The following is a 23713-nucleotide window of genomic DNA, read 5'->3' as shown; positions in this document are numbered from 1 at the left end:
ATGAAACAACGTGAGTCACGCAGACATGGTCTGTGTGACTCGCGTTTGATTATGCCCCCTTTTGCTGCTTCAGGATCATAACTGAGAAATACTTACGCCCTTCAGCTGTAGCAACATGCAGGGTGACCCTTTCTTTTTCTTCGGTTTGTTCATTTACAAAGTCAACAAAGGAACCATTTAACGTTTCAGTGACACTTTTTATTGTAAAGCCCTTTTGAATAAAGAAATCGATTTTATCTCTTTCTTGTAGATATTGTTGGTATTCGGACATTGGGTAGCCCCCTTGTTTTATATTTGTGTGTTAATCGGCTCGGTTACGAGTACAGACTCTTCACCTGCCTCTATCTGCCAATCACGTCCGACGGTTATACCTAGGTATTTTTCATCACTCGGATTCACGAGCTCGGCCTGTTCATACTTTTTAAACCACCAAAACTTGGCTAGGAAATAGTAAATAATGGCTCCGACAACAAATCCAACAATAAAGGAATAGGTTGATAAATAATATGCTGCTGCCCCTCCGATAATCCATGAAATCATGCCAGCAAGATTGACTCCATTCATATACTTAAACTGTCCATCTGTTTCATAAAGGTCTGCTACGTTTACTCGTCTTTTTCGGATTACATAGTAATCAGTGAATAATATGCCTACGATGGCTGATAAAATCCCTCCAATAACGAGTAAAGCAGGAACGATCACTCCAAATAAGCTCCATGGCTGAACCACAATCCCTATAACCCCTGCAATAATAACCCCAACCCAAAACGGAACTTTAGGTCCTCCAATATTTGAAAAAATCGTAGCAGCTGGAATGACATTTGCTGATGTATTTGTCGACCACTGTGCTAAGACGATCATTAGTAGAAGAATTCCTAGAATAAAGCCAGTTGCAGCTTCTTGTAGTGCAACGACCGGGTCATAATTCAATACGGCAATATATGAGACTGCCCCGATAATCACCATAAACGTATTTGTAATCGGCATGGCAATGACATTTCCAAAGATTTGAGCTTTGTTTCGTTTAAACCAATTTCTCTCGTTTTTGGGTGCTTTGATAAAACGGGATAAAGAAGGCATATCAGCGGCAAGTGTTGCCCAAAAGCCCATATTGGCCATGACAACAACCATAAATGCAGTTAATGCTGCACCACCTGTTACTGGACTTTCCACCCACGTCCATACATCTCTACCTTGCTCAATTGCTTTATCAGATAAGGATGTATACATCCATGCAGAGATGATAATGATGATTGGAGCAGCGAGATCTGCGAATCGTTCAATGGCTTTAATCCCTAAGGCGGTGTTCACTAGCTGAACGGTGGCAAACAATACAAAGCAGATAAACCAATTATCAAATTGAAAAAGTGCATTTAATATTCCGTTCATAGCCGTCGCACCAAAATAAGTATTAATACCAAACCAACAAGCAGCGGTTACTCCCCGAACAATGGAAGGGAAATGTGTACCGATGGTTCCAAACGGTGCCCTCATATACACAGGGAAGGATAATCCATGTTCGATTCCTATGTCTCCAATAATTGTCATAAAGATTCCGATTGCGACTGAACCAATAATCGTTGCTACAATTACCCAACCAAGTGGGAGGCTCTGTACGCCAGAGCCACCAATCGCAAATGCTGCTAAAACGACTGCCATCCCCACCCAAATAATTGAAAAGCCCAATGATCCAATTTTCTTATCGCTGTGGGAAATGGGAAGTAAATCTGGAGACTTTAAATAACCACTACTTTTTTTCATGAAACCACTCCTTTTCTGGTTTTTTTATATAAAATTTTCTGGTAATGAAGCGTACCGAAAAATTATATCCTTCCCATTAGCTAGCCCGATTTAAATTGGTACGGAGTTGTTTTCAGCTTTTAACAGTTCTCCATACGTTGCTCGTTTAATATATTGTCCTCCTCCAATCTTTCCAACAAAGGCTTTGTCACGAATGACAAATTCTCCCCTAGATAGAACGGACACTGGTTCTCCAATCACCTTCATTCCTTCAAAGGCATTGTAATCAACCGCCATATGGTGTGTTTTGGCAGAAATTGTCCGTTCCACGTTTGGATCAAATAGTACAATATCAGCATCGGCACCAATGGCTATGGTTCCCTTTTTCGGATAGAGTCCGAATAGCTTTGCGACCTTCGTTGATGTGATTTCTACAAACTGGTTTAAAGAGATTCTTCCTTTTTTCACACCCTCAGAAAACAAGATGGATAGTCGGTCTTCGATGATGGGACCTCCATTTGGAATCTTAGTAAAGTCTCCCTTACCTAGACTTTTCTGTCCGTTAAAATCAAAGGAGCATTGATCGGAGCCGATCGTTTGTAGCTCCCCGGTTTTAAGAGCATTCCATAAAACATCTTGGTTCCATTTCTCACGCAATGGTGGTGACCAGACGTATTTGGCTCCTTCAAAATTTGGTTTTTCTAGGTAGGATTGATCGAGAACTAAATACTGTGGACAGGTTTCTCCCCAAATATCGATTCCTTTTGAGCGGGCTTCTGCAATTTTTTGAGCTGCTTGTGCGCAGGAAACATGAACGACATAGAGTTGAGACTCGGCTAGACCGGTTAAAGTGGCGGCTCTTCCGGTTGCCTCACCCTCTACTTCCGGTGGGCGGGTTAACGCATGGTAAATAGGATCTGTTTGATTTAACTCAAGTGCTTTTTTTGTTAAGAAATCAATCACGTCTCCATTTTCGGCATGAACCATTACTAGTGCCCCATGCTCCTTTGCTGCTAACAAGGTACGGAACAGAGTCTCGTCATCTGCTTGGAAAACATTTTTGTATGCCATAAACACTTTAAAGGATGTAATACCCTCTTCCTTCATAATGGTCGGAAGCTCTTCTAGAACTTTGTCATTCATTTCACCGATCATTAGATGGAAGCTATAGTCAATGACCGCTTTTTCTTTTGATTTATCGTGCCAGACTTTTATGGCATTTTTTAATGGTTCTCCCTTATTGGTCAAACAAAAATCGATGACGGTCGTTGTTCCACCAAATGCCGCTGCAATCGTACCGGTTTCAAAATCATCCTTTGTTACCGTTCCACCAAATGGCATATCTAGATGTGTATGTGGATCGATGCCACCAGGAAACACGTATTTCCCCGAGGCATCAATTAGTTCCGCATCGTTTGATGGGAGATTTTCACCGATTTGACGAATTGTTCCGTTTTCAATAAGTATGTCAGCTTGAAACGTATCTGTTGCTGTTACAATCGTTCCGTTTTTTATTACTTTCTTCAAGTCCGTTTCCCCCTTTAAATAAATTATCTCTTTATAATGTCTGCATCACATGCCATTGTCCCTAGTGCAGCTTGCCTTTCGTTCCATGTCATAGGTGGTAACTCATTTGGCAGCTCAACCATGTCGATTGCACCATCGACTGGACATACAATCGAGCAGAGATTACATCCAACACAATCCTCTTCTCGTACTTGCAATATACTTTCCCCATTGGCTGCTTTTAACATATCAATGCATTGGTGAGAGGTATCCTCACAAGCGATATGGCATTTATTACAGTTGATACATATATCGTTATTGATTCTTGCAACGATTTTATAATTCAGGTCAAGATTTCCCCAGTCGGAGTATTTTGGTACCGATTTACCAACGATATCCATAACTGAAGCGATGCCTTTATCATCTAAGTAATTATTTAATCCTTCAATCATATCCTCAACGATTCGGAAGCCGTGATGCATCGCGGCTGTACATACTTGAACGCCTGTTGCTCCCATCAACAAAAATTCAACAGTATCCCTCCAACTAGAAATCCCACCTATTCCTGAGATTGGAACATTAATATGAGGGTTTCTCGCACATTCACCTACCATATTTAAAGCAATTGGCTTAACAGCTGGTCCACAATACCCACCGTGAGCCCCTTTACCAGCAACATGTGGGATCGTGTTCCAAGTGTCTATGTCCACACCAGCTAAGCTATTGATTGTATTAATCATGCTGATGGCATCTGCTCCTCCGCGTGTAGCTGCCTCAGCTGTTACGGTAATATCGGTAATATTCGGCGTTAGCTTAACGATGACGGGTGTTTTTGCAACTTCCTTCACCCAGTACGTTTGCTTTTCGACGAGCTCAGGTACTTGACCAGAAGCTGACCCCATACCTCTTTCCGCCATCCCGTGTGGGCAACCAAAATTCAGCTCTAAGCCGTCCACTCCAATCGCCTCTACCTTTTTGACGATTTCATGCCACTTTTCTTGTTTTGGCTCCACCATAAGAGAAGCAATAATCGTATGATTTGGGAATTTCTTTTTTGTTTCCGCGATTTCCTTCAGATTTACCTCAAGTGGTCGATCGGTTATTAGTTCAATATTGTTAAATCCCGCCACCCTTTGTCCGTTAAAACTTACAGCTGCAAATCGCGACGAAACATTTAGAATCGGTTCTCCAAGTGTTTTCCAAACCGCACCACCCCATCCAGCCTCAAACGCTCTCTGTACTTGATATCCAGAGTTTGTTGGGGGAGCTGACGCGAGCCAGAAAGGATTCGGTGATTGGATCCCTGCCAAGTTGATACGTAAATCTGCCATCATCATGCCTCCTTGAATTCATTTGCCCTAGATCAGGCGGTTTCATTTGCTGTTTTGGTGAACATTTGGTGGATAGCGTAGGCAGTTTTCTTTCCTTGTTGTGCAGCGGAAACAACCATCGCCTCGCCTTGACCCTTCCCGAAAATGACATCTCCACACGCAAAAACTTTTTTGTTTGAGGTTTGGTACGTGTTTTCGTTTATTTTCACAACTCCACCATCATGTTCGAGGTTCATTTCATCAATGAGGCTAACGTATCTGGATTGGCCAATTGCCTTAATAACGGCATCCACCTCTAATACAAATTCAGAGCCTTTTACCGGAATAGGCTTCCTACGTCCATCTTCCCCGGCTTCTGTTAGCTCCATTTTGATACATTCAATGGCTCTTACGTTTCCGTGATCATCTCCAATGATACGGAGAGGTGCTGTTAACCATCGGAATTCGACTCCATCCTGTTTGGCAAATTCATATTCAAAATCGTAAGCAGTCATTTCCTCTAGTGATCTTCTGTATAAGATCTTTACATTTTCTGCTCCAAGGCGTACGGAACAAGTAGCTCCGTCAATTGCGGTATTACCTGCACCGATAACGACAATCTTTTTACCGAGGAACTCATCTGTAATAGGGTGAGTTTTCGTTTGTTTTACAAACTCAATCGCATCGTATACACCTTGTAAATCTTCTCCCTCAATCCCGAGATTAGGGACACTAGACATGCCAATTGCTAAAATAACAATGTCATAGTTATCTAGAATTTCACGAACGGAGATGTCAACTCCAACCTTTGTATTTGTCTTGATTGTTACATCGACACTTTCGACCTGCTTTACTTCCCAAAACGAAACTTCCTTTGGTAATCGAAACGACACGATTCCGTACGTATTGAGACCGCCAGCATGTTCAGCTGCTTCAAAAATCGTGACGTCATAGCCGAGGATACCGAGCTCTCGAGCGGCTGATAATCCGGCAGGTCCTCCACCGATAATGGCAACCGATGTCCCGTTTTTCTTACCAGCTTTAAAGAGGATTTGATCATTTTTCATTGCCCAATCGGTAGCGTAGCGCTGTAGGTTTCCAATCATAATTGGTTTAGTAGAATGGTTGAGTACACATGCGCCTTCACATAATTCTTCTGTTGGGCAGACGCGGGAACAGCTCGCACCTATTGGATTGGCTGTCATGATGGTCGTTGCGGAGCCTTTTACATTTCCTGAGGCAATTTTTTTAATGAAGGTGGGGATATCAATCCCAGTTGGACAGGCTGTAATACAAGGTGCATCATAGCAATAAAGACAGCGATTCGCTTCCTCTATCGCTTCTCGATTGCTTAGACCAGGATGAACCTCCTGAAAGTTTGTGGCTATGTGATCGTAGGAAATTCTTGATTGTTTTACCGTGCTCAAATGTATACCCCCTCTAAGCTATTTGGTTGCTATTCTATTTGCTTTCTAAATTGAGGTCATTTTCTCATACGTTTCCGGACGTCTATCACGGTAAAACTGCCACACATCTCTTACTTCCCGAATCATCTTTTTATCCATTATGCCTATGATCACTTCATCTTTATCACGGCTACCCATGGCAACAAAGCTTCCTCTTGGGTCAACGAGGTAGGACTGACCATAAAACTCTCCCATATTCCATGGACCTTCATAGCCAACGCGATTAATAGCTGCCACGTAATATCCGTTCGCAACGGCATGGGCGGGCTGTTCAAGTTTCCACAAGTACTCGGAAGTTCCAGATACTGTGGCAGACGGGTTAAATACAATTTCAGCTCCATTTAGCCCTAGTACTCTTGCCCCTTCTGGAAAATGTCGATCATAACAAATGTACACTCCGACCTTTGCAAATGCGGTATCAAACACGGGATATCCTAGGTTTCCTGGTTTGAAATAATATTTCTCCCAAAATCCATGCCCTTGGTCGCCTACAGCAACATGTGGGATATGGTGTTTCCGGTATTTTCCTAGATAGGAACCGTCCGCATCAATTACCGCTGCCGTGTTATAATACGTGGCAATTCCCTCACGCTCATAGATTGGGAGTATGATTACGATTCCAAGTTCCTTGGCTAGCTCCTGAAATCGTTTTGTTGTAGGGCCATTAGGAATTTCCTCTGCCGCATCATACCATTTTGTATTTTGCTCTGAACAAAAATAGGGGCCATAAAAGATTTCTTGTAAACAAACAATCTGCGCCCCTTTTGCTTTTGCTTCACGAATGAGATTTATATGTTTCTCAATTGCTTTTTGCTTATGAACCTCGACGGCTTCATTTCCATCCACGTCGTTGCTAGCCTGAATTAAACCAATGGTTACTTGATCTGCCATTGCTAATTTCCCCCTTTTCCGAAAAGATCTATTCAATTTTTCAAAGTAATTTCATGCATATCTTGTACATTATATTTCTAGTGGATAAACAGTATCCCTCCTCTTTTGTTTTGAATACAGAAAAATCAAAACTTTTAATTAATTTTACATTTGCTTGTTTCCTAACGCATGATACATTATGTAAAATTCTTCTAGCTAATGGCTAGTCATTTTGTTAATTCTGTCTGTTAGGTGGTTAGATGTTCTGACGATAAGCTCTAGGAGGATAATAGATAGTTTAATTAAGCAATATTTATTAAGCAGTGGCATTCGTGGAGTAAAGAAAGGAAATCTTACAAAACAGTTATGAAGGGTGTGTGAAATTATATAACAAAATTCAATTAAGCCAATTATAATACTTATCTACTATGGAATGAGAACTATTATGTTAGATATCATGACGTATTCTTTTTGTAATCAGCAAAAAACCACTTCCTATTAAAGAAGTGGTTTACCTAACTGTCCTTCTGAGGTGGACAAATAGCCATGTTTTGTCCACGAAGGGTGTCTGACACCGTTACTGCTCATCTTTCACAATTTCCAGTATCCACTCATGAATATCCTGTGTAAATTGCTTTTCATCCTTTATGAATATTTCACAAAGCTGCAAGTGAAAACGATAGTTTTGTTGCTTTAGGTTTTTAATGACTACTGGATTCTGAGAGGAATACACACCGGCAGGCTTGCTCTTATCTAACGAAGCATTCCCGTCCTCTGTTAGCTGCCAAGATTTATCTAATAAAAACTTATGGAGCTCTTCATTCTTATGCATTCATCTTTTCCCCCTATGTAATCGTAAAAATAGCATCATCTAAAATGATGCTACTTTTTATAACCACACTCGCTTGTTTTCCACTCTTTTTGTGATCCCATTTTCATCTAATCTCTCTAGAAAAGGAATCATGTACTTCCTTGACAATCCGAGAACATCCTTCGCTTTTCCTACATCAAATTCGCTTTCTGTTTCAGCTTGTAGCCTTTTCACAGCGTCAGAAAATACCTCTCCATGATAATAATAGGTTTCGTCAAGTGGTATAACGATTTCTTGTTCAATCCAATACCTCTTTACGTCTTCAACTAAGGATTCTGGAATCCCGGCATCTTTCATGTAATCCTGTAAATATTTTACTTGAAGTCTATCTCTTTTTAATGCCTCCAATAGGTTGTCTGTTCGTTTTTTCCAGCTAGAAGGAACATGTGGAGTAAAGCTGCTTAAAGATACAAATTGTCCTTTCCGTTGAAATAAGTTCGCAGCTGAACTGTGTTCAATTACGTATTCAATTAACGGCTTTGGATACCATTTTTGTAAGCCTTGTAAAAGCTCAGCTTTATTTACCCCGTTTCGTAATGGATATTGGTTATGGTAGTCATTGAGTCGGTCGAAAAGATCTTCCTCCATATCTCTGATAATTACCTGGAGGGTGAATTCCTTGCTAGTGTAAGGGATAAATTCGTCTCCAAGAAGCGCATGTGAAACTTCCTCTTTATCGAGAGACGTCCTCTTGATGAGTTCATCAATGGATAAACTCTTTGCCTCTTTTAACGCCGCAGTGAGGCGCTCCGCTGGTGAACCTTCTTTCTTTTTCGAGAGCTCTTCAATGGTTTGATTCCCGAAACGATACTTTTCGCCTTTAGGATCAATGACCCATCCCCCTCCAATCGTTTCTTGTGGGCTAGGTCTTCGCAAAATAAAACGGTCTCCGCGCTTAGTAACAATTTCCTCCTCAAGTCGTAACTGACATAGGATTTCGCCACTTTCTTCCTTTAGTTCATTACGGTCAAAAAACACGATTCTTCCCATTATCTCGGCCGTTCCAATATGACATTTAATAGGCATTCTTTGCTTTACCATGTGTTCGAGATCCTCTACCATTTTAATGGCAACGTCAATCGTACGAGTTATATTAAAATGCTCGGAAGAGACAAGTACATCGCCACGTTCAATCTCATCTTTTGTCACGTTTGATACATTGATTGCCGTTCTTTGTCCAGCGAAGGCATGCTTTGCTGGTTGGTGATGTACTTGGAGCTGCCTTGCTCTTACTTCAATTCCTTGAGGCATAATTGTAAGTAGCTGACCTTCCTCGACAGCTCCTTCGTACACAGTTCCTCTTACTACTGTCCCTTGCCCTTTTACGGTAAATACCTGGTCAATCGGCAAGCGAAATGGTCCTTTTGCATCTCGTACATCTTGTTGTGCTAACGTTTTTATGATTAAAGCTTTTAGCTCATCAATACCTTTATTAGACAGGCTGTCAACAAGGACATAAGGTGAGTTTTCAAAAACGGTGCCACGTAATTCTTCATAAATGTCATCTTTGACTAGCTCTGAAAATTCCTCATCAACCTTGTCCATTTTGGTGATAGCAACGATTCCTGACTGTATTCCTAGAAATCCAAGTATTTCTAAATGCTCTTTTGTTTGTGGCATAACCCCTTCATCTGCCGCAACCACGAGAACCACCAAATCAATTCCTGCTACACCAGCAATCATTTGTCTAATAAAGCGTTCATGACCTGGAACATCAATCACTGATACTTGTATATTTTCATCTTCATATAATGGGGCAAAACCTAGTTCAATAGAGATTTGCCGTTCCTTCTCTTCTTTTAAACGATCAGTATCAACATTGGTTAGGGCCTTTGTTAAAGTTGTTTTTCCGTGGTCGATATGACCAGCCATACCTATCGTAAAATATCGTTTATCCATGTTTGCACCTACTTTATTGTTCTGCATTCTTTTACTTTATCTTTAAACATCCTTTCGCTCAACCTTTTTGTCGTACCTCTTTAGGTTTCTTCACTTTAAATGGTAAAAATAGCATCGTAAATAGGAAAAGAGCAATGCCTTCTAATGAAAGAATATAATAAGGATATGGACCTAAATAATCTAATAAAGTCGGATTAACCGGTTTTCCAGCTAGAAACATATAGTTCCCATCAACCCAATGGTTAATAAAGAATACAAACAATGCAATCCCATTTAAACAGAAAAAGGCCTGCCAGAGCCCTTTGAAGGTTGGCCGATAGCTTTTGACGAATAAAAAATACACAGCTACCCAAATAATCATCATATGCGTAACAAAAAATTGGAAAAACCGAAAATGGGGAAATCCTACAAACAGCTCTGGAGTGAGTAATGCTTGCACTGCACCTGAAAGTCCTAAATAATAGACGAGCTGAAAAATAAACTCGTTTTTTGTTAGAAGAAGCAATAATGAAAGTAATAGGGATATGGAGCAAAGCTGTAATGGAAGCGTAAACGAAAGGTCCCATTGCTCTCCCTTCATAAGCCACCAATGGTAAAGGCTTTCTAGGACAAGTAAGACCCCAAACATAGTTATTGTGATGTTTTTTTCGTAGTTTACAAGAACTTTTCTGAAATAATAAAAGAACATGCAGCCGACTAATAATAGTAACAGCATCAACCAGTGAGGGAGCTGAAATAGTCCAAAGGGGTATGAGTCATAATTATGGCCGAACAGGTCCTTCATTCTCTCGCTCCTAACTAAGGTCTTATAACAACATAATATGCTTCCTTTTCATTCATACCAATTATTTCTATTCTATCCCCCTTATAAACAAATAAAAAGGAGTAAAGGCGAAATCATCCCTTTACTCCCAGTTTTGTTTAATTAATAAATTGGAAATTAGTTGTACTTCCGCTTTGACTAGACACAACCTCTAAGCGAGCATCAATGCGTTCCTTTAGCTCAGGTACGTGTGAAATAATCCCCACAAGGCGTCCACTACTCTGGATGTCAATAAGTGCCTCGATGGCTTGATCTAGCGATTCAGGGTCTAACGTCCCAAATCCTTCGTCAATAAACATCGTTTCTAGCGAGACACCCCCTGCATAATTCTGGACAACATCCGCTAGCCCGAGTGCTAAGGAGAGTGAGGCCTTAAAGCTCTCACCACCTGATAATGTCTTCACATGACGTTCTTGCCCTGTATAAGAGTCTACGACGAGGAGCTCAAGCCCGCTTTGTGTGTTCCCTTTTGATTTATCCATTTTTCGAAGTAGTTGAAACCTTCCATTCGTCATTTTTAGTAATCGACCATTAGCTTCACGTAAAATGTCGTCTAAAAAAGAACCAAGAACGTATCTCTCAAATGTAATTCGAAGATTATTATTGCCCTTAGAAATATCTGCAAGGTTTCCAATGATTTTGTATTGTTGTTCAAATTGCTTCATTTCTTTATTCAAGGAATGAATGGTTTCTAAAATCTGTTCATTTTCTCTCTTCTTAAAGCTTAAGTCACTCTTTTGGTTATCAATGTGCTTCATTTCCTTTGTCGCTTGTTCAATGATATCAGTTAATTCATGAATATTAGGCAATGGCACATCTTTTAACAATGCTTCTAACTCTAAGTAGCGGTCGGTTGCTGAACGTAGTGATTCACGATAGTTTGAAATCTCAGTTTCCATCTGTTGCAGCTCCAACTCGGAACGTTTCGCTATCTCGTATTGCTTATAGTTTTGAAAGCCTTGTTGTTCAAGTTTTTCCTTAAACACTTGCCGTTCCACTTGAAGCTCAGCTTGCTTTGTCTCTTTTGACTGTAGTACGGACTGAAGTTGTCCTTCTATAGTGGAAAGAGAGACTTTAGAGTTTTGCAGTGAATTTTGAGCCTGTTCTAGCTTAGCGTTGAGTCCCTGTAATTTGTCCATCTGACGGTTTACTTCTCGCTCGAATGCATCAATAGAACGAAGGGATTCGGGAATCGATTCCTGAAGTCTAGTAAAATGACTGTTTTTTTCTGCAAAAGAGAGCCGAGTTTCTTGGTAGGAACCGTCTAGTTCTTTGACCTTTTGTGTCCACTCTTCCTTAGCCTTTTCTAGCTTTCTTAATCCCTCCACAATACCATCAAGCTGTTCAAGACCTGATTGTAATTTTGATTGCGCAGCCTCGACTTCCTTTTTCTTACTAATAATCGTCTCTTTAAAAGTAGAAAGTTCTTCAATCTTAAAGTCAGGATTACTAACTTGTAACGATTCTAATGTTTGAGAGACTAATAGTGTGGAGGCTTCCACACTTGATTGAAACTTAAATACCTGTGATTGTATTTCGTTCCTGTCTTTTTCTAATAATTCATGTTGTTGCTTGGCCGCTTTCAAGTCGGTTTCATTAGGGATAGATTTCTCGGTTTGATGAGTTGGTTGTGGATGATGTTCTGATCCACAGACAGGACAGGGGGCTCCCTCTTGAAGCTTACTTGCTAAAATAGAAGCTTGTCCATGCATCCAACTGCTCTCTAGTTCTTCAACGAGGGATTTGGAATCCAAGTAACGCGCTGTTGACCGTTCAAACTCAAGCCGTTTCCTATTTAACCCTTCTTCATGAATCAACAAGCTGTCCCTCTGTTTTTCTAAATTTGAAATTAGTTCTACTTGACGCTGTAGCTTGTCAAGAAAGCTTTTATTTTCTAGAAAAACAAGTTTGCTTGCATCTATTTCTTCTTTTTTCTCAGTGTATAAGCGGATACGGTTGTCAATTTCTGGTCCCTTTTTCTCAGCCACCAGCTTGTCCTCTTCAAGCTTTTTACATTGGTTTTTTAGCGATCGAATTTCGGCCTCGAGTCTAGCATAAGAAAAAACGTCATCCTTTAAGGATTTTAGCTTATGAAGACTTTCCTCTAATGCCTTTTTTTCTGGTTCTTTCCCCTTTTCAACTTGCCATTCTGCTTCTAATTTTTGCACGGCTTCTAGTAAATTCTTTTGCTTTAAATGCAAGTCATTCGCTTGTGTTTCGTAAGCTGTTAATTCTTTTTTTAACCTAGCACATAATTGCTCCTGCTGTAGTAGCAAAATGGCCTTCTTCCCCAATTCTACATTGGAGCTTTTTTTGTCAAACAAATCCTTTTGGCTTTCAAGGTGCCCCTTGTTTTTAAGGGCCGCTTCCCTTGATTCGAACTGTTTAATGATAGCTTGTGCATCATAGAGCTTTTTTTGTTCTACTTGACGGAATTGCTCCTTTTCGACCATTTCCTTTTCAAATAACGAGATTTGTTCAGACATTGCTTGGATTTCTTCTATTAACGCAGGAACAATGACCAAATCATTTGTACTCCCCGCTTCCATATATCCCTGCAAATCTTCAGAAAACAGAGCGTGAATTTTCCGAATTGCTAAGTTTCGGTCTGCGAGTTGTTTTTCTACTGCTGCTTTTAAGGAAGCCGCATTTTCTTTCAAGTTTTCCTCGATTCTCTTATACAGCTGTGTATGGAATAAACGTTGCAAAATGGCTTCCTTTTCTTTGCTGTCAGAGGTTAATAGCTTTCTAAATTCTCCTTGAGGAATCATAATAATTTGTCGGAACTGATTGCTATCAATCAACATGATTTGTTTGATCTTTTCTTCCACATCACGAACATTTGATGCAAGGATTCGCTTCTTACCGTCCTCATCGTATACATATAATTCCGCTTTTGCCCCGATGGAGGTTACGCCTTCACCACGTGATTTTTTCTTTTCCTGCTGTGGAGAACGGCTAATTTCATACGTTTTGCCACGGAGGCGAAATTCCAATGATACCTCTGTTAATGTATCGTTGTCGGCAAATTGGCTTCGAAGCTCGGTACCATTTCGATCCTCCCCACTCGCTTTTCCATAGATCGCATAGCTAATTCCATCAAAAATAGTTGTTTTCCCTGAACCCGTTTTCCCTGAGATGACAAACATTGTTCGGTTTCCTAGCTCGGAAAAATCGATAACCTCTGTACGAGAGTATGGGCCAAATGCCTGCATCGTTAGTTTCAAAGGTCTCATATTATTGCTCCTCCTTTAAGACACTCTCGATGACCCCTGCCATAATCGTTTTCTTTTCATGGGAGAATTCTTCTGACGTCATTTCCTTATAAAACTGTTCGAATAGGTCTAGTTCTGATTTTCTTTCCTGGCCAATCGAGGTGATTTGTCTCTTATCTTTCATGTCTTTTAGAACGGTTTGTCTTTCTAAATGGAGGACATTTGGATAGACATGACGAAGCTTTCCAATTGGATCAAGTAAGGAGCCCTCGTCTAGCAAAGTAATGCTTAAATAATCATCCACTTTCTGCTTTTCATAATAGCTCGTATCTAATAGTTCGTCTAAATACCCAACTAATTCACGCATGTCCTGCTTCGGTGTTAACGAACGGTAACGAATCGAAAATACCCCTTTATCATCCATCTCAACAATCTGAATGGATTTTTTCTGTTTCGCTTCTGAGAAGGAATATTTTAATAGAGATCCAGAATAAAAGATTTTATCATGCTTAATCGCATCAGGGCTGTGTAAATGACCTAACGCAGTATAATGAAAAGGAGAAAACACATCCTGAGTCACACATCCGGAACCTCCTACGGATAAGGAGCGCTCCGAATCCGTCGATTCCCCCCCTAGCACGAAGGCATGTCCGACAAATACATTTGGTTCGTTGGGGTTTAACTGCTCCTCTATTTTTCCAACGATTCGCTTCATGGCTTCCTGGTGGCTATGAATGGAGTCTTCGTTTAATAATTGACGAATGATACCAGGCTCTGCATAAGGAACACAGTAAAAGTTCACACCATTTATTTGAACTGGTTGAAAGGTCGCTTCTGGTTTACCTGTTAAGTACAACCGGCTATTTCGATACCATGACGTACCAAAGGATAAACGTTCTGCACTATCGTGGTTTCCGGCAATGGCTACTACGGGAATATTTAGTCCCACATTGATTTCAAATAATACTTGGTCAAGTAGTTCAACTGCTTCCGTCGGTGGGACAGAGCGATCGTAAAGGTCTCCCGCAATGACAACAGCGTCTGGCTGTTCCTCTGCAACCACTTGTATAAATTGGGTTAATACTTCTCTCTGGTCGTCCGTCATATATATACCGTGGACAAGCTTTCCTAAATGCCAATCCGCTGTATGAATAAATTTCAACCCTTCCACCTCGTTTGTCTAGTGTATTTCTCTATTATAACAGAACGTGCATTCGTTTTTCTTTACATATTTTTGTAAGTTCTTAATTTCTGAAAAAAATAAAAAAGCAGCTTAACCGCAAGTGGTCAAACTGCTTGAAAAGGTATTAGAATTATTTTTTTGATACGTTTGCAGCTTGAGGTCCACGTGCCCCTTCTACTACTTCAAATATTACTTCTTGGCCTTCTTCTAGTGTTTTGAAACCTTCAGCTTGGATGGCAGAGTAATGAACGAATACGTCGTTACCGTCTTCAGTTTCGATAAAACCGAAACCTTTTTCAGCATTGAACCATTTTACTTTTCCGTTTTTCATCTCAAAATCCCCCTAATGGCTGTTGAAAGCCATGCCTTAAATTTACCATTTACAACGTCTAGCATTTGCAAACATTACTCATCCAAAAGTGGAACAAAGTCGTACAAAAACTCTAACACGGTGCAGAACGGTTACCCTAAATTTAGCATTATCACCTATTTCTGTCAAGGAAATCGGACTGTTTTGCGTACAATATTTAGAAAATTAAAAAAATAAATACTAATTGAATTCACGAATACGGTCAGGTAGACTTTGGATGGATTGTACTACTGCATCTAACTTTGCTTCCACTCGATGAAGCAAGTATAGAGTCACTACGATCGGAAACCCGACGTCACTAATGAACCCGATTAGTTGTTCCACTAGCTTCCATCTCCTTTCTTCTTGATATTAAGGTGTAGGTGTTTTTAATCCCTAGTAACCCTGTACCTTCTATATATACCAGACGTACTCATTTGGACAGGTCGTTGAATAAGAATATTTTTCATTTTGAGGACATGAGCATGAAACCATTATCGACAAGCCTTCATATCATGTTAGTAGAACGGTTAGGAGGTGAGAAAATGGATTTAGCATCCTTTTTAAATGAAAATTATTATATGCTAGTCCCTGCTCTTTGGGTTCTTGGATTTGCACTTAAGCGTACACCTAGTGTACCGAATTGGTCTATTATTTGGGTCTTATTAGGATTTTCCCTTGTATTTGGAGTGATAGCTTGGGGGTTTTCTTACACAGGGGTCATTAACGCGATTATCGCAGCGGGAATCGCTGTACTAGGTCACCAAATGGTCAAACAAACCATCCAAAAAAAATAGGGTGTCAGACACCCTTCGTGGACAGTTTCGGTGGTTTTGTCCGCCTGGAGTGGACAGTCTTGATTGTAGCTTTTATCTTTTTTGGTTTTATTTTTCACATGTCAGGGTATATAAGGAATGGGATAACAAACAATTTATTCCCATCCACTCCCCCCTGGATGAGATATTTTATAGGCTGCTTATAATGTGAGGCAAAAATCCTTTTCCAATGAAAAAAGCCCCCATTTAGGCGGCCTTTTGTTTGATTAGAACGACACGAGAATCCATCCGCCTTGAATAAATACGCTATATCCCGTGTAGTTTTCGCCTTCAACACTGATGGTTTCCCCTGTCGATGCCACTTTCCGGATATCTTCTTCAATAGGACCCACATCTTTAAATTCTTCATTTTTTGCAAGTAAACTAACCAATAATTCTACATTATCTAAAGGAACAGCCTTAATACCAGTAGACATCTGAAATACAACTTCTCCATTCTTCACCATCGAAAAAACATCACTATTTGGGATGGCGTAAAAGCCTGCCCCTATTTCATTTGCCATATTTATATAAACAGAAAACTTTTCATCTGTAACCTTCTCAAAAGTTGAACCAAACAATTCAATGGAATTAGGGGCAAGAGTCTCTTCTTCTTTTTTATTGTCCACCAAGGTTTCTACAGCAGGTTCAGAAACAACAGCTACTACTTCCATTACCTCTTCTTCTTCAGAAGTAACCAAGAAAGCTGACTCGTTGTCAATTGTTTTTCCTAAAGTACCATTTGCTCTAGCAGGAACATCATGGTTCTCGGTCGAGCTTGCTGATGATCCCTTTTCGGCAGTAGCAATTGCTCCGACATCTAAGAAACGAGTAAAACCAACAACACTAATAACAAAGAGCAGTGACAAAACGGTCAAAACTTTCTTTTTCAAATGACTCCCCCCTAAAAATAACTCCCTTACTTATTAGACGATTTCAAAATTAAAAAGTTTCAGATTTTGGTAAATATATTACAAGCCTATTACAAAATTTAAAAACTTGAAACAAAAGTCCTTTCACACCCGTAAAACATACAAAACGACCGAAAGGGGCTTAATCATGGGGAACATTCTTATATTTTCACTTCTAGCAGGAATTATTTCGAGCATTCTTTTAATTCCTTTTTCAAAAATGACAAAAGAAACGAAGGTTACAGGAATCGCTCTAGCGTTTACAGCCATTATTGTTTTGATTGTGTTCGGCTTCTTTTATGTAACCAAGCTTGACCAAAACATCAGTACTCTTTGGCCGTTAGTTTTACTTGTATCGCTAGGGGGAGCTGTCGCCTCTAAGGGAATAGAAAGAAAGATGAAAGGAATCATCTCTATTGGAGCACTTGGTATTGGAATTTATTTTTTAACCGCCTTTGTGTTTAATGCAGATGAGAAATTTGACCTTTCTAAGATGGAGGAAAAGGTAGAAATCCCTGCCTTTGATGAAAGCGTGACTCCAGCGAGTGTCCCGCCTCAATTTGCTAGAAACAAGATGAGGAAGGCCTTTGGCCAGGTACCAAATACAAGTTATTACGAACTTGGAAATTTACAAATACAGAAAGTAAATGGACAATTTGTTTATATTGCTCCCGTTGAATTCTCGGGGTTTTTCAAGTGGTTTAAGGGTGGTGAAACACCAGGATATTTTACTTTAAGTGCAACAGATTCCTCTGCGAATCCTAAATTTGTTCAATCAAGAATGACGTACACCCCATCTTCCTATTTCCAGAAAAACCTGGAACGTCATATACGTCTCAGCTATCCAATGGACATCTTCTACGGAGATGTGCAGCTTGAGATAGATGATGATGGAACGCCTTATTATATTCGAACGTATGGAGGTTTTGTGTCTGCTCGTAACGGCTTTAAAGCGGAAGGAATCGTGCTTGTCGATCCCTCAACTGGTAAAACAGAAGCCTATGATCTTGATTCAGCACCTGAATTTCTTGATGGCTCTGTCTCTCCTGAAGCTGTGAGTCTACAAAATAGCTATTACGGGAACTTTGTACATGGGTTTTGGAATAGTTTATTTGGAAAATCAGATGTGAAGCTTCCATCCGATGAAGGTACGGAGGCTAATGTTAGTCCCATTTTTGACGAAAACGGTGTTATGTACTACTTTACTGATTTTACGAGTCCAAAAGAAGGTGTGGATTCCATGCTGGGTTACTCGTTAACCAATGCAAGAACGGGAAAAGCAACGTTTTATACGGGGAATTTAGAGGAATCGTATATGGATTCCAGAGGAGCTCTTGATATTATTGAAAAGAAATTTATCGAGAAAAAATGGGATGGAGAAATGCCTGTTCTATATAATTTTTATGGGGAAGCAAGCTGGCTGACTCCTGTTCTTGATTCGAATGGTTTCCTGCAAAATTATTTTATTGTTTCTGCTGCCAACCCAGAGATATCATCCTATGCTGAAACACCGAATGAAGCGTTAAAAAAATACAAGGTCGCTCTTCAGCGTGTAGGTAGTACTCTGGATGGAACCTCAAAGGCCGAAGAAAAGGAAATGAGCGGAGAGGTCATTCGTGTCTATAAGGAACGAATTGGTGATTATACCATTGTTTCCTTCCTACTAAGCAATCAACAGAATTATACCGTATCATCCGAAAATAACCCTCTAGCAATTTACTTAGAGCGTGGAGATAAGGTATCTATCACGTATTTGGATTCGGGAGAGGATTTTCTTCCGGTGAAAAAGCTAACCATTAATAGTATTGAATAATAAATGGAGGACGAACCGATAGGGTTCGTCCTTATAAAATTTACCAATATGAAATCTCTCCAGTTATTACTAGCGTCTTCTTCTATGACAACAGCAATGATCGTGGTCATCTCTGTCATCTTGTGCACCAGCTACTAAATCATTGAGTAAACAACGACGCACAGCACGACAAAGATCTTCTTCATCGACATAGCCACGTACTCTAACTCTTGGGATATCCACTTCGTCAAAAGCACCTAGCACGTCACCATTTCTATTGTCTCGACGACGACGATTATCCATTGCACCAGCAACATCCCCATTTCGATCACATCTGCGTCGATCGAAAGCACCAGCAACATCCCCATTTCGGTATCTGTTACCCATATTTGAATTCCTCCTAATACTAGATTTTACTTACACTGTATCGTATTCAAAGGAAAACAAGCGGTAGAGGGAAAATAACTATTTTCTAGTAAAATGTGTGTTTAATCTATAGTAGTAATAGGAAAAGTACATAGAAAACTACTCCCCCTCAAGGTAGTAGTCCAAATAGGATCTATAAACTAGCAAATTCGTCTACAAGCTCAGAAAACTTTTTCATAGCGGATTCGATTGGTTTACTATTTGTAAGGTCGACACCTGTTTTCTTTAAAAGCTCGAGTGGATAATCGGAACTTCCACTTTTTAGAAACTCCAAATAGGAATCAAGTATCTTTTCATCACCTGACAAAAGATTCGAGGCAATATGGATGGCGGATGCATAGCCAGTCGCATATTTGTATACATAAAATGGTCGATAAAAATGAGGAATACGTGACCAGCCATACTTTACTTCCTCATCAAAAATGAGCTCTTCCCCATGGTACTCTTGGAATAACTTTTCATATATTGAGTTAAAAACATCAACGGTTAATGGGGTTCCCTGTTCCGCAAGCTCATGTGTCTTCTTCTCAAATTCCGCAAACATCACTTGAGTGAAAAACGTTCCTTTAAATTGATCAATAAAATGATTCAAAAGATGCTTTCGAATATCAGGGTTTGTTTCGTGTTCAAGTAAATAATTAATCAATAGCACTTCGTTTACTGTGGATGCTACCTCTGCTACAAAAATACTGTATCTTGCTGTAATTTGAGGTTGGTGCTCCGCACTTAATTTACTATGAACACCATGACCACACTCATGGACAAGTGTAAACATGCTATCCAAATCATCCTGATGATTTAATAAAATATATGGATGGACTCCATAAATACCTAGGTTGTAAGCACCAGAGCGTTTCCCCTTTGTTTCTCTAACGTCAATATAGCGTGACTCCTTGAATGTCTTTAACGTTTCTATATAATCGGTTCCAAGTGGGGCTAGCGCTTTTAACATCGTTTCATACGCCTCTTCATAGGTGATGTCCATTTTTACTCCACTTACAATCGGAACGCTTAAGTCATAGGCTCGAAGTTCATCGAGGTTCAGCTTCTCCTTCCGAATTTGATTGTAGCGATGCATCGGTGTGATATGTTGTTTTGTTGACATAATTAAATTATCGTATACTTCTTTTGGAACATTATCACCAAACAATGATTTTTCGAGTGCGGACGGATAATTTCTTAATTTCGACATCGTTACATTGTTTTTAATCGAATTAGAGAGTGTGGAAGCTATCGTATTTTTTAGCTGAATATACGGCTCGTAGTAAGCTTTATACGCTTCTTTTCTCTTCTCTCGGTTTTCATCCTCAATCAGCTTTGAGTACAATCCACGTGTAAGCTCGACCTTTGTTCCGTCATCCTTTGTCACTTCTCCGAACTTAATATCTGCATTGTTGATCATTCCAAAGATAGTACTTGGTGCAGAAAAAGCTTCTCCAAGCTGGGAAACGAGCTCCTCTTTTTCCTTAGACAGAACATGTGGCTTATAACGGAAGGATTCTAATAGGTCCTCTTCAAAGTAACTCAGGCCTTTCTCTTCCGTAATGTATGCCTTTAACTGCTCTTCTTCCAAGCTTAAGAGATAAGGCATAAAAAATGAGGTCGAGGAACTTACTTTAATACCTAAGCTTTTCATTCGTTCGAGATAGCTTTGAGACTCCGTGACACGTGTATCCTCATCCACTCTTAGCATGCTATAGGCATATAAGTGATTAAATTTGTAGGAGAGCTCCTCTTTTTTCTTTAAAAATTCAAAAAGGCTAGCACCGTTATGAATCTTCCCATCAAAAGCTTTTAATTCATTCGTCATTTCTTCGACTTGCTTATAATCGCTCTCCCATGAATCTAGATCAGTGTATATATCATCTAAATTCCACTTTTCTTGAGCAGGTACTTGTTCTCGAGACGTATATGTAGTCATAGGCAAAACAACTCCTTAGTATGTTTTATTTTCTATTTATATCCATTATACGCCAATGCAAATCGATTATCGTATAAAAAACAAAAACCACACAAATGTGTGGTCGTAGATGGAGTGCTTACATTAAATTTTTTAATTCGTCTGTTAATCTGAAAAACTCTTCTTTATTTCTCGTGGCTAAGGAATCATCAATTTCCTTTCTTAACTTATCTTTTCGATAATCAAGTAGTGCTTGACGGATGACCATATCTGCGGCAGACGATAACTGTTCTTCAGTTGGCTGTTGCGGTGAATTTAGCAAATACTTTTCCATTGGAAATCACTCCTTAACCTTTTTTCTATAATAACATTTGTTTTCTGAAAATTCAATATTTAAATAAATTATTTTTTCAAAATACCTTTGTTAAGGAGTGATCATACCGGTTTGTATTAGTTGTTCTTTAGTGCATCTAATTCCTTTTGTACTTGTTCTTCTAATTCGTAGTCATATACTTTATTTAAATCAATTGTAGGATGAAACATTTCCCTTGCCTTTGATCTTGCCTCAAGAGCAAGAATCTTTTCCTCCGCACGTTCAAATCCCTTCACGGCACTGCCAGGGGTAAATGTCGCGAATGATTGTTCAATGGATTCAGTCACTTTTGCCACATGAGCTCTTGAAATGAGTAGCTGCTGTTTATTTTTTAATTCCTTATATTTATGCTTATAATCTTCCATTTGTTGTACTAGTTTCTTTGTTTGCTGAGATAAAGCTTCAAGCTGTGAAGCATAAATCTTTTCTTTTTTTTCAAGTTCAATTTTATCCAAGATTAATTGTTTGGCTGTCTCATCGTCCCCTTTTTTTACAGCTATCTCTGCTTGTCCCACTCTCTTTTTAATTAATGCTTGGGTTTCATTCAATTGTGCCTCTTGTTTTTTCTCAAAAAACAGTTGTTTTGCTAACGCTTCTTCCCCTTTAGCAATATCTTGTTCCATTTCACGTAAATGCTGTTTCAGCATCACAATTGGATCTTCCATTCGATCAAGTACATCATGTAAATCTGCCGTTGCGATTGTTTTTAAACGTTTAAATAATCCCATATTATAGTTCCTCCTCAAATTCAATCCATAATGGTTCTTTTTCTACTTTTCGTTACTACAAATAAAGCTAAACCAATCAATCCTACTGCAAATAACATCGGTAATAAGGAAATGATGGAAAAGGCGAACAATAGTAACCCTGATAGCTTAACTAAATTCAGCTTTTTCGTTTTACTCCAAATGAGCCAACCAATTAACGCAAGAACAATTTTACTAATTGTAAGTAACGTTGACATGCTAAGTGCCATTAAAAACGGTAGTGGATTATAACTTACATTCCAGTTACTTATATGTGGGAAGGATTGTACCCAATGTGTTGTTTCATTTAAATAGGGAGCTGTATAGACTCCTAATATATAAGCAACCGCAAGTAAAAGGAAGAAAAGCAGCCACTTTAACTTTTTCAATCAACTACACCTCCTCTCCCTATTAACCGGATTCGCAGCCTCTTAGTTTATGAGTTATTCATTGGAGGGGGGAATTCCAAGGGTTTCTCTTTTAGCTGAGGCTGCTATCTCCTGGGCTTGGTATTATCATATCGAGGAGATATGTCTAAATTATTAACGATCCTTGACGAAATGTAGGAAAAGGCAGGAACAAATCATTAATATAAAAAACCTTACTCATTCTATTGAGTAAGGCTGTGTTGAAGATTATTTTAGTATCTGTTTCATATAAACGAGTTTGACAATAGGCTCAAATCCCATCTCATTTAATACTTGATGAGTAATGGAACTGCTTAATATAGGAAGGTTAGGCACATAGTAGCGAATTTGGTCACTCGAAGTGTCAAAAGCTGCTCCTAATAGAAATTGAATGACCTCTTTTTGGTCGTTCCTGCTCCGCATTGCTTCACATTGATACAAGGTAGTACCCGTATGAGTGCCGTCCCCTGAGAAGAGTTTACGGTAGTAGGCATAACCAATGGCATTTCCATTGGAATCTTGAGCAATCAATGCTTCCCCATCCTTGACGCTTTGCCAGTGGGTTTGCCAAGGGTTTTTCCCTTGATAAAATGATAGATTTCCTATTTCCTGTGGAGGAACTCTCATTATTTGATAAATGTTTGAATTTAAAAATGGTATAGGACCTCTCTTCTTTTCTAAGCACTCAAGGTGGTCAATAATGTCATATCCAAGAGATTGGTAGAGAGCAATGGCCCGCTTATTTTCGCTGATGGCCTCTAAAGTGGACACATGAACATCATGATCTTCCAGAATATCGAGAGTGGCTTCAAGCAACCTCCTACCGATTCCTTTACTTCGGTAGTCCTTGTCGACTGCTGTGCCTCCATTCCAACCGATTAATTGTCCTTGAAATTCTCTGATTCCATTTACAATTAATCCAACTGGTTTTTCATTCCAGAAAGCAACAACGGACAGCTCCTCAGATAGTTCTTCAGAAGCCATTCTCGCCAAAAATTTTTCTGTCGTCATTGTCAAATCAAAATAATATCCTTCAAAACCACTATTCCATGCCTCTACTGCTTCTGTAATTGTACAATCTTTTAATCTCTTGATCCTTAGCACCGGAATC

Annotated in this window: 22 protein-coding genes; 2 read left to right on the top strand and 20 right to left on the bottom strand. The window is 39.5% G+C overall.

The genetic code is table 11. The features are described from left to right. Positions 1-49: 49 nt before the first annotated feature. From BKO01S_RS04485 to BKO01S_RS04425, 13 genes are all read right to left on the bottom strand, one after another. A complete protein-coding gene (locus tag BKO01S_RS04485; protein ID WP_066049208.1) occupies positions 50-271 on the bottom strand; it encodes a hypothetical protein in 222 nt (73 codons plus the stop codon). Between the two features lie 17 nt (positions 272-288). Further along, positions 289-1761: an NCS1 family transporter gene (locus BKO01S_RS04480; RefSeq protein ID WP_066049205.1), complete on the bottom strand. Its 1473-nt coding sequence runs from the start codon at positions 1759-1761 to the stop codon at positions 289-291. Positions 1762-1851: 90 nt separating this feature from the next. Beyond that, entirely contained in the window at positions 1852-3267 is a 1416-nt protein-coding gene (gene hydA, locus BKO01S_RS04475) for a dihydropyrimidinase (RefSeq protein ID WP_066049202.1), read from the bottom strand. 23 nt (positions 3268-3290) lie between these two features. Beyond that, positions 3291-4577: an NAD-dependent dihydropyrimidine dehydrogenase subunit PreA gene (gene preA, locus BKO01S_RS04470; protein ID WP_066049199.1), complete on the bottom strand. Its 1287-nt coding sequence runs from the start codon at positions 4575-4577 to the stop codon at positions 3291-3293. A 32-nt stretch (positions 4578-4609) separates the two neighbouring features. Further along, positions 4610-5983 carry an NAD(P)-dependent oxidoreductase gene (locus BKO01S_RS04465; RefSeq protein ID WP_066049198.1) on the bottom strand — a complete coding sequence of 458 codons (1374 nt, stop codon included), beginning with the start codon at positions 5981-5983 and terminating at the stop codon, positions 4610-4612. 45 nt (positions 5984-6028) lie between these two features. After that, positions 6029-6913 carry a nitrilase-related carbon-nitrogen hydrolase gene (locus tag BKO01S_RS04460; RefSeq protein ID WP_066049197.1) on the bottom strand — a complete coding sequence of 295 codons (885 nt, stop codon included), beginning with the start codon at positions 6911-6913 and terminating at the stop codon, positions 6029-6031. Between the two features lie 556 nt (positions 6914-7469). Next, complete coding sequence (locus BKO01S_RS04455; RefSeq protein WP_066049193.1) at positions 7470-7724, bottom strand: hypothetical protein; 255 nt, start codon at positions 7722-7724, stop codon at positions 7470-7472. A gap of 57 nt (positions 7725-7781) precedes the next feature. Beyond that, positions 7782-9662 (bottom strand): selenocysteine-specific translation elongation factor, encoded by a 1881-nt coding sequence (gene selB / locus BKO01S_RS04450; protein ID WP_066049190.1) that lies wholly within the window; start codon positions 9660-9662, stop codon positions 7782-7784. A 58-nt stretch (positions 9663-9720) separates the two neighbouring features. Further along, positions 9721-10446: a YwaF family protein gene (locus BKO01S_RS04445; RefSeq protein WP_066049187.1), complete on the bottom strand. Its 726-nt coding sequence runs from the start codon at positions 10444-10446 to the stop codon at positions 9721-9723. Positions 10447-10583: 137 nt separating this feature from the next. After that, entirely contained in the window at positions 10584-13721 is a 3138-nt protein-coding gene (locus BKO01S_RS04440; protein ID WP_066049184.1) for an AAA family ATPase, read from the bottom strand. A 1-nt stretch (position 13722) separates the two neighbouring features. Next, positions 13723-14862 carry an exonuclease SbcCD subunit D gene (locus BKO01S_RS04435; protein WP_066049181.1) on the bottom strand — a complete coding sequence of 380 codons (1140 nt, stop codon included), beginning with the start codon at positions 14860-14862 and terminating at the stop codon, positions 13723-13725. A 151-nt stretch (positions 14863-15013) separates the two neighbouring features. Further along, positions 15014-15214 carry a cold-shock protein gene (locus BKO01S_RS04430; protein WP_066049178.1) on the bottom strand — a complete coding sequence of 67 codons (201 nt, stop codon included), beginning with the start codon at positions 15212-15214 and terminating at the stop codon, positions 15014-15016. 219 nt (positions 15215-15433) lie between these two features. After that, entirely contained in the window at positions 15434-15577 is a 144-nt protein-coding gene (locus BKO01S_RS04425) for a YvrJ family protein (RefSeq protein ID WP_066049175.1), read from the bottom strand. Positions 15578-15777: 200 nt separating this feature from the next. On the opposite strand from BKO01S_RS04425, the gene BKO01S_RS04420 reads away from it, so the two are divergent. Further along, positions 15778-16029, top strand: coding sequence for a phage holin family protein (locus tag BKO01S_RS04420; protein WP_066049172.1), 252 nt, complete (start codon positions 15778-15780; stop codon positions 16027-16029). A gap of 245 nt (positions 16030-16274) precedes the next feature. Here the strand turns inward: BKO01S_RS04420 and BKO01S_RS04415 are convergent, their stop codons facing one another. After that, positions 16275-16940: a hypothetical protein gene (locus tag BKO01S_RS04415; protein ID WP_066049170.1), complete on the bottom strand. Its 666-nt coding sequence runs from the start codon at positions 16938-16940 to the stop codon at positions 16275-16277. Between the two features lie 166 nt (positions 16941-17106). On the opposite strand from BKO01S_RS04415, the gene BKO01S_RS04410 reads away from it, so the two are divergent. Further along, entirely contained in the window at positions 17107-18771 is a 1665-nt protein-coding gene (locus BKO01S_RS04410; protein ID WP_066049167.1) for a YrzE family protein, read from the top strand. Positions 18772-18840: 69 nt separating this feature from the next. Here BKO01S_RS04410 and BKO01S_RS04405 read toward each other — a convergent pair whose 3' ends face one another. The 6 genes from BKO01S_RS04405 to BKO01S_RS04380 form a co-directional block, all read right to left on the bottom strand. Then, entirely contained in the window at positions 18841-19137 is a 297-nt protein-coding gene (locus BKO01S_RS04405; protein WP_066049162.1) for a hypothetical protein, read from the bottom strand. Positions 19138-19309: 172 nt separating this feature from the next. Then, the gene (gene pepF / locus BKO01S_RS04400; protein ID WP_066049160.1) at positions 19310-21097 is read right to left on the bottom strand and encodes an oligoendopeptidase F; all 1788 of its coding nucleotides are present in this window, start codon (positions 21095-21097) and stop codon (positions 19310-19312) included. A 118-nt stretch (positions 21098-21215) separates the two neighbouring features. After that, positions 21216-21410, bottom strand: a complete 195-nt coding sequence (locus BKO01S_RS04395) for an IDEAL domain-containing protein (RefSeq protein ID WP_066049157.1) — start codon at positions 21408-21410, stop codon at positions 21216-21218. A 116-nt stretch (positions 21411-21526) separates the two neighbouring features. Beyond that, positions 21527-22177: a PspA/IM30 family protein gene (locus BKO01S_RS04390; protein ID WP_066049155.1), complete on the bottom strand. Its 651-nt coding sequence runs from the start codon at positions 22175-22177 to the stop codon at positions 21527-21529. Between the two features lie 20 nt (positions 22178-22197). Beyond that, entirely contained in the window at positions 22198-22584 is a 387-nt protein-coding gene (locus tag BKO01S_RS04385) for a hypothetical protein (RefSeq protein ID WP_066049152.1), read from the bottom strand. A 246-nt stretch (positions 22585-22830) separates the two neighbouring features. Then, the gene (locus tag BKO01S_RS04380; protein ID WP_066049150.1) at positions 22831-23706 is read right to left on the bottom strand and encodes a GNAT family N-acetyltransferase; all 876 of its coding nucleotides are present in this window, start codon (positions 23704-23706) and stop codon (positions 22831-22833) included. Between the last annotated feature and the right edge of the window lie 7 nt (positions 23707-23713).

The organism is Robertmurraya korlensis NBRC 107688, assembly GCF_001591645.1.
Lineage (GTDB): Bacteria > Bacillota > Bacilli > Bacillales > Cytobacillaceae > Robertmurraya_A.
This window is presented reverse-complemented; position numbering and strand designations above follow the sequence as displayed.

Bases quoted from the DNA above. Each gene is read 5' to 3' on its own strand.
- BKO01S_RS04445 (WP_066049187.1), bottom strand. From the start codon at position 10,446: ATGAAGGACCTGTTCGGCCATAATTATGACTCATACCCCTTTGGACTA.
- selB (WP_066049190.1), bottom strand. From the start codon at position 9,662: ATGGATAAACGATATTTTACGATAGGTATGGCTGGTCATATCGACCAC.
- preA (WP_066049199.1), bottom strand. From the start codon at position 4,577: ATGGCAGATTTACGTATCAACTTGGCAGGGATCCAATCACCGAATCCT.
- BKO01S_RS04390 (WP_066049155.1), bottom strand. From the start codon at position 22,177: ATGGGATTATTTAAACGTTTAAAAACAATCGCAACGGCAGATTTACAT.
- BKO01S_RS04410 (WP_066049167.1), top strand. From the start codon at position 17,107: ATGGGGAACATTCTTATATTTTCACTTCTAGCAGGAATTATTTCGAGC.
- BKO01S_RS04485 (WP_066049208.1), bottom strand. From the start codon at position 271: ATGTCCGAATACCAACAATATCTACAAGAAAGAGATAAAATCGATTTC.
- BKO01S_RS04455 (WP_066049193.1), bottom strand. From the start codon at position 7,724: ATGCATAAGAATGAAGAGCTCCATAAGTTTTTATTAGATAAATCTTGG.
- BKO01S_RS04460 (WP_066049197.1), bottom strand. From the start codon at position 6,913: ATGGCAGATCAAGTAACCATTGGTTTAATTCAGGCTAGCAACGACGTG.
- BKO01S_RS04405 (WP_066049162.1), bottom strand. From the start codon at position 19,137: ATGGGTAACAGATACCGAAATGGGGATGTTGCTGGTGCTTTCGATCGA.
- BKO01S_RS04430 (WP_066049178.1), bottom strand. From the start codon at position 15,214: ATGAAAAACGGAAAAGTAAAATGGTTCAATGCTGAAAAAGGTTTCGGT.
- BKO01S_RS04395 (WP_066049157.1), bottom strand. From the start codon at position 21,410: ATGGAAAAGTATTTGCTAAATTCACCGCAACAGCCAACTGAAGAACAG.
- BKO01S_RS04420 (WP_066049172.1), top strand. From the start codon at position 15,778: ATGGATTTAGCATCCTTTTTAAATGAAAATTATTATATGCTAGTCCCT.
- pepF (WP_066049160.1), bottom strand. From the start codon at position 21,097: ATGACTACATATACGTCTCGAGAACAAGTACCTGCTCAAGAAAAGTGG.
- BKO01S_RS04440 (WP_066049184.1), bottom strand. From the start codon at position 13,721: ATGAGACCTTTGAAACTAACGATGCAGGCATTTGGCCCATACTCTCGT.
- BKO01S_RS04480 (WP_066049205.1), bottom strand. From the start codon at position 1,761: ATGAAAAAAAGTAGTGGTTATTTAAAGTCTCCAGATTTACTTCCCATT.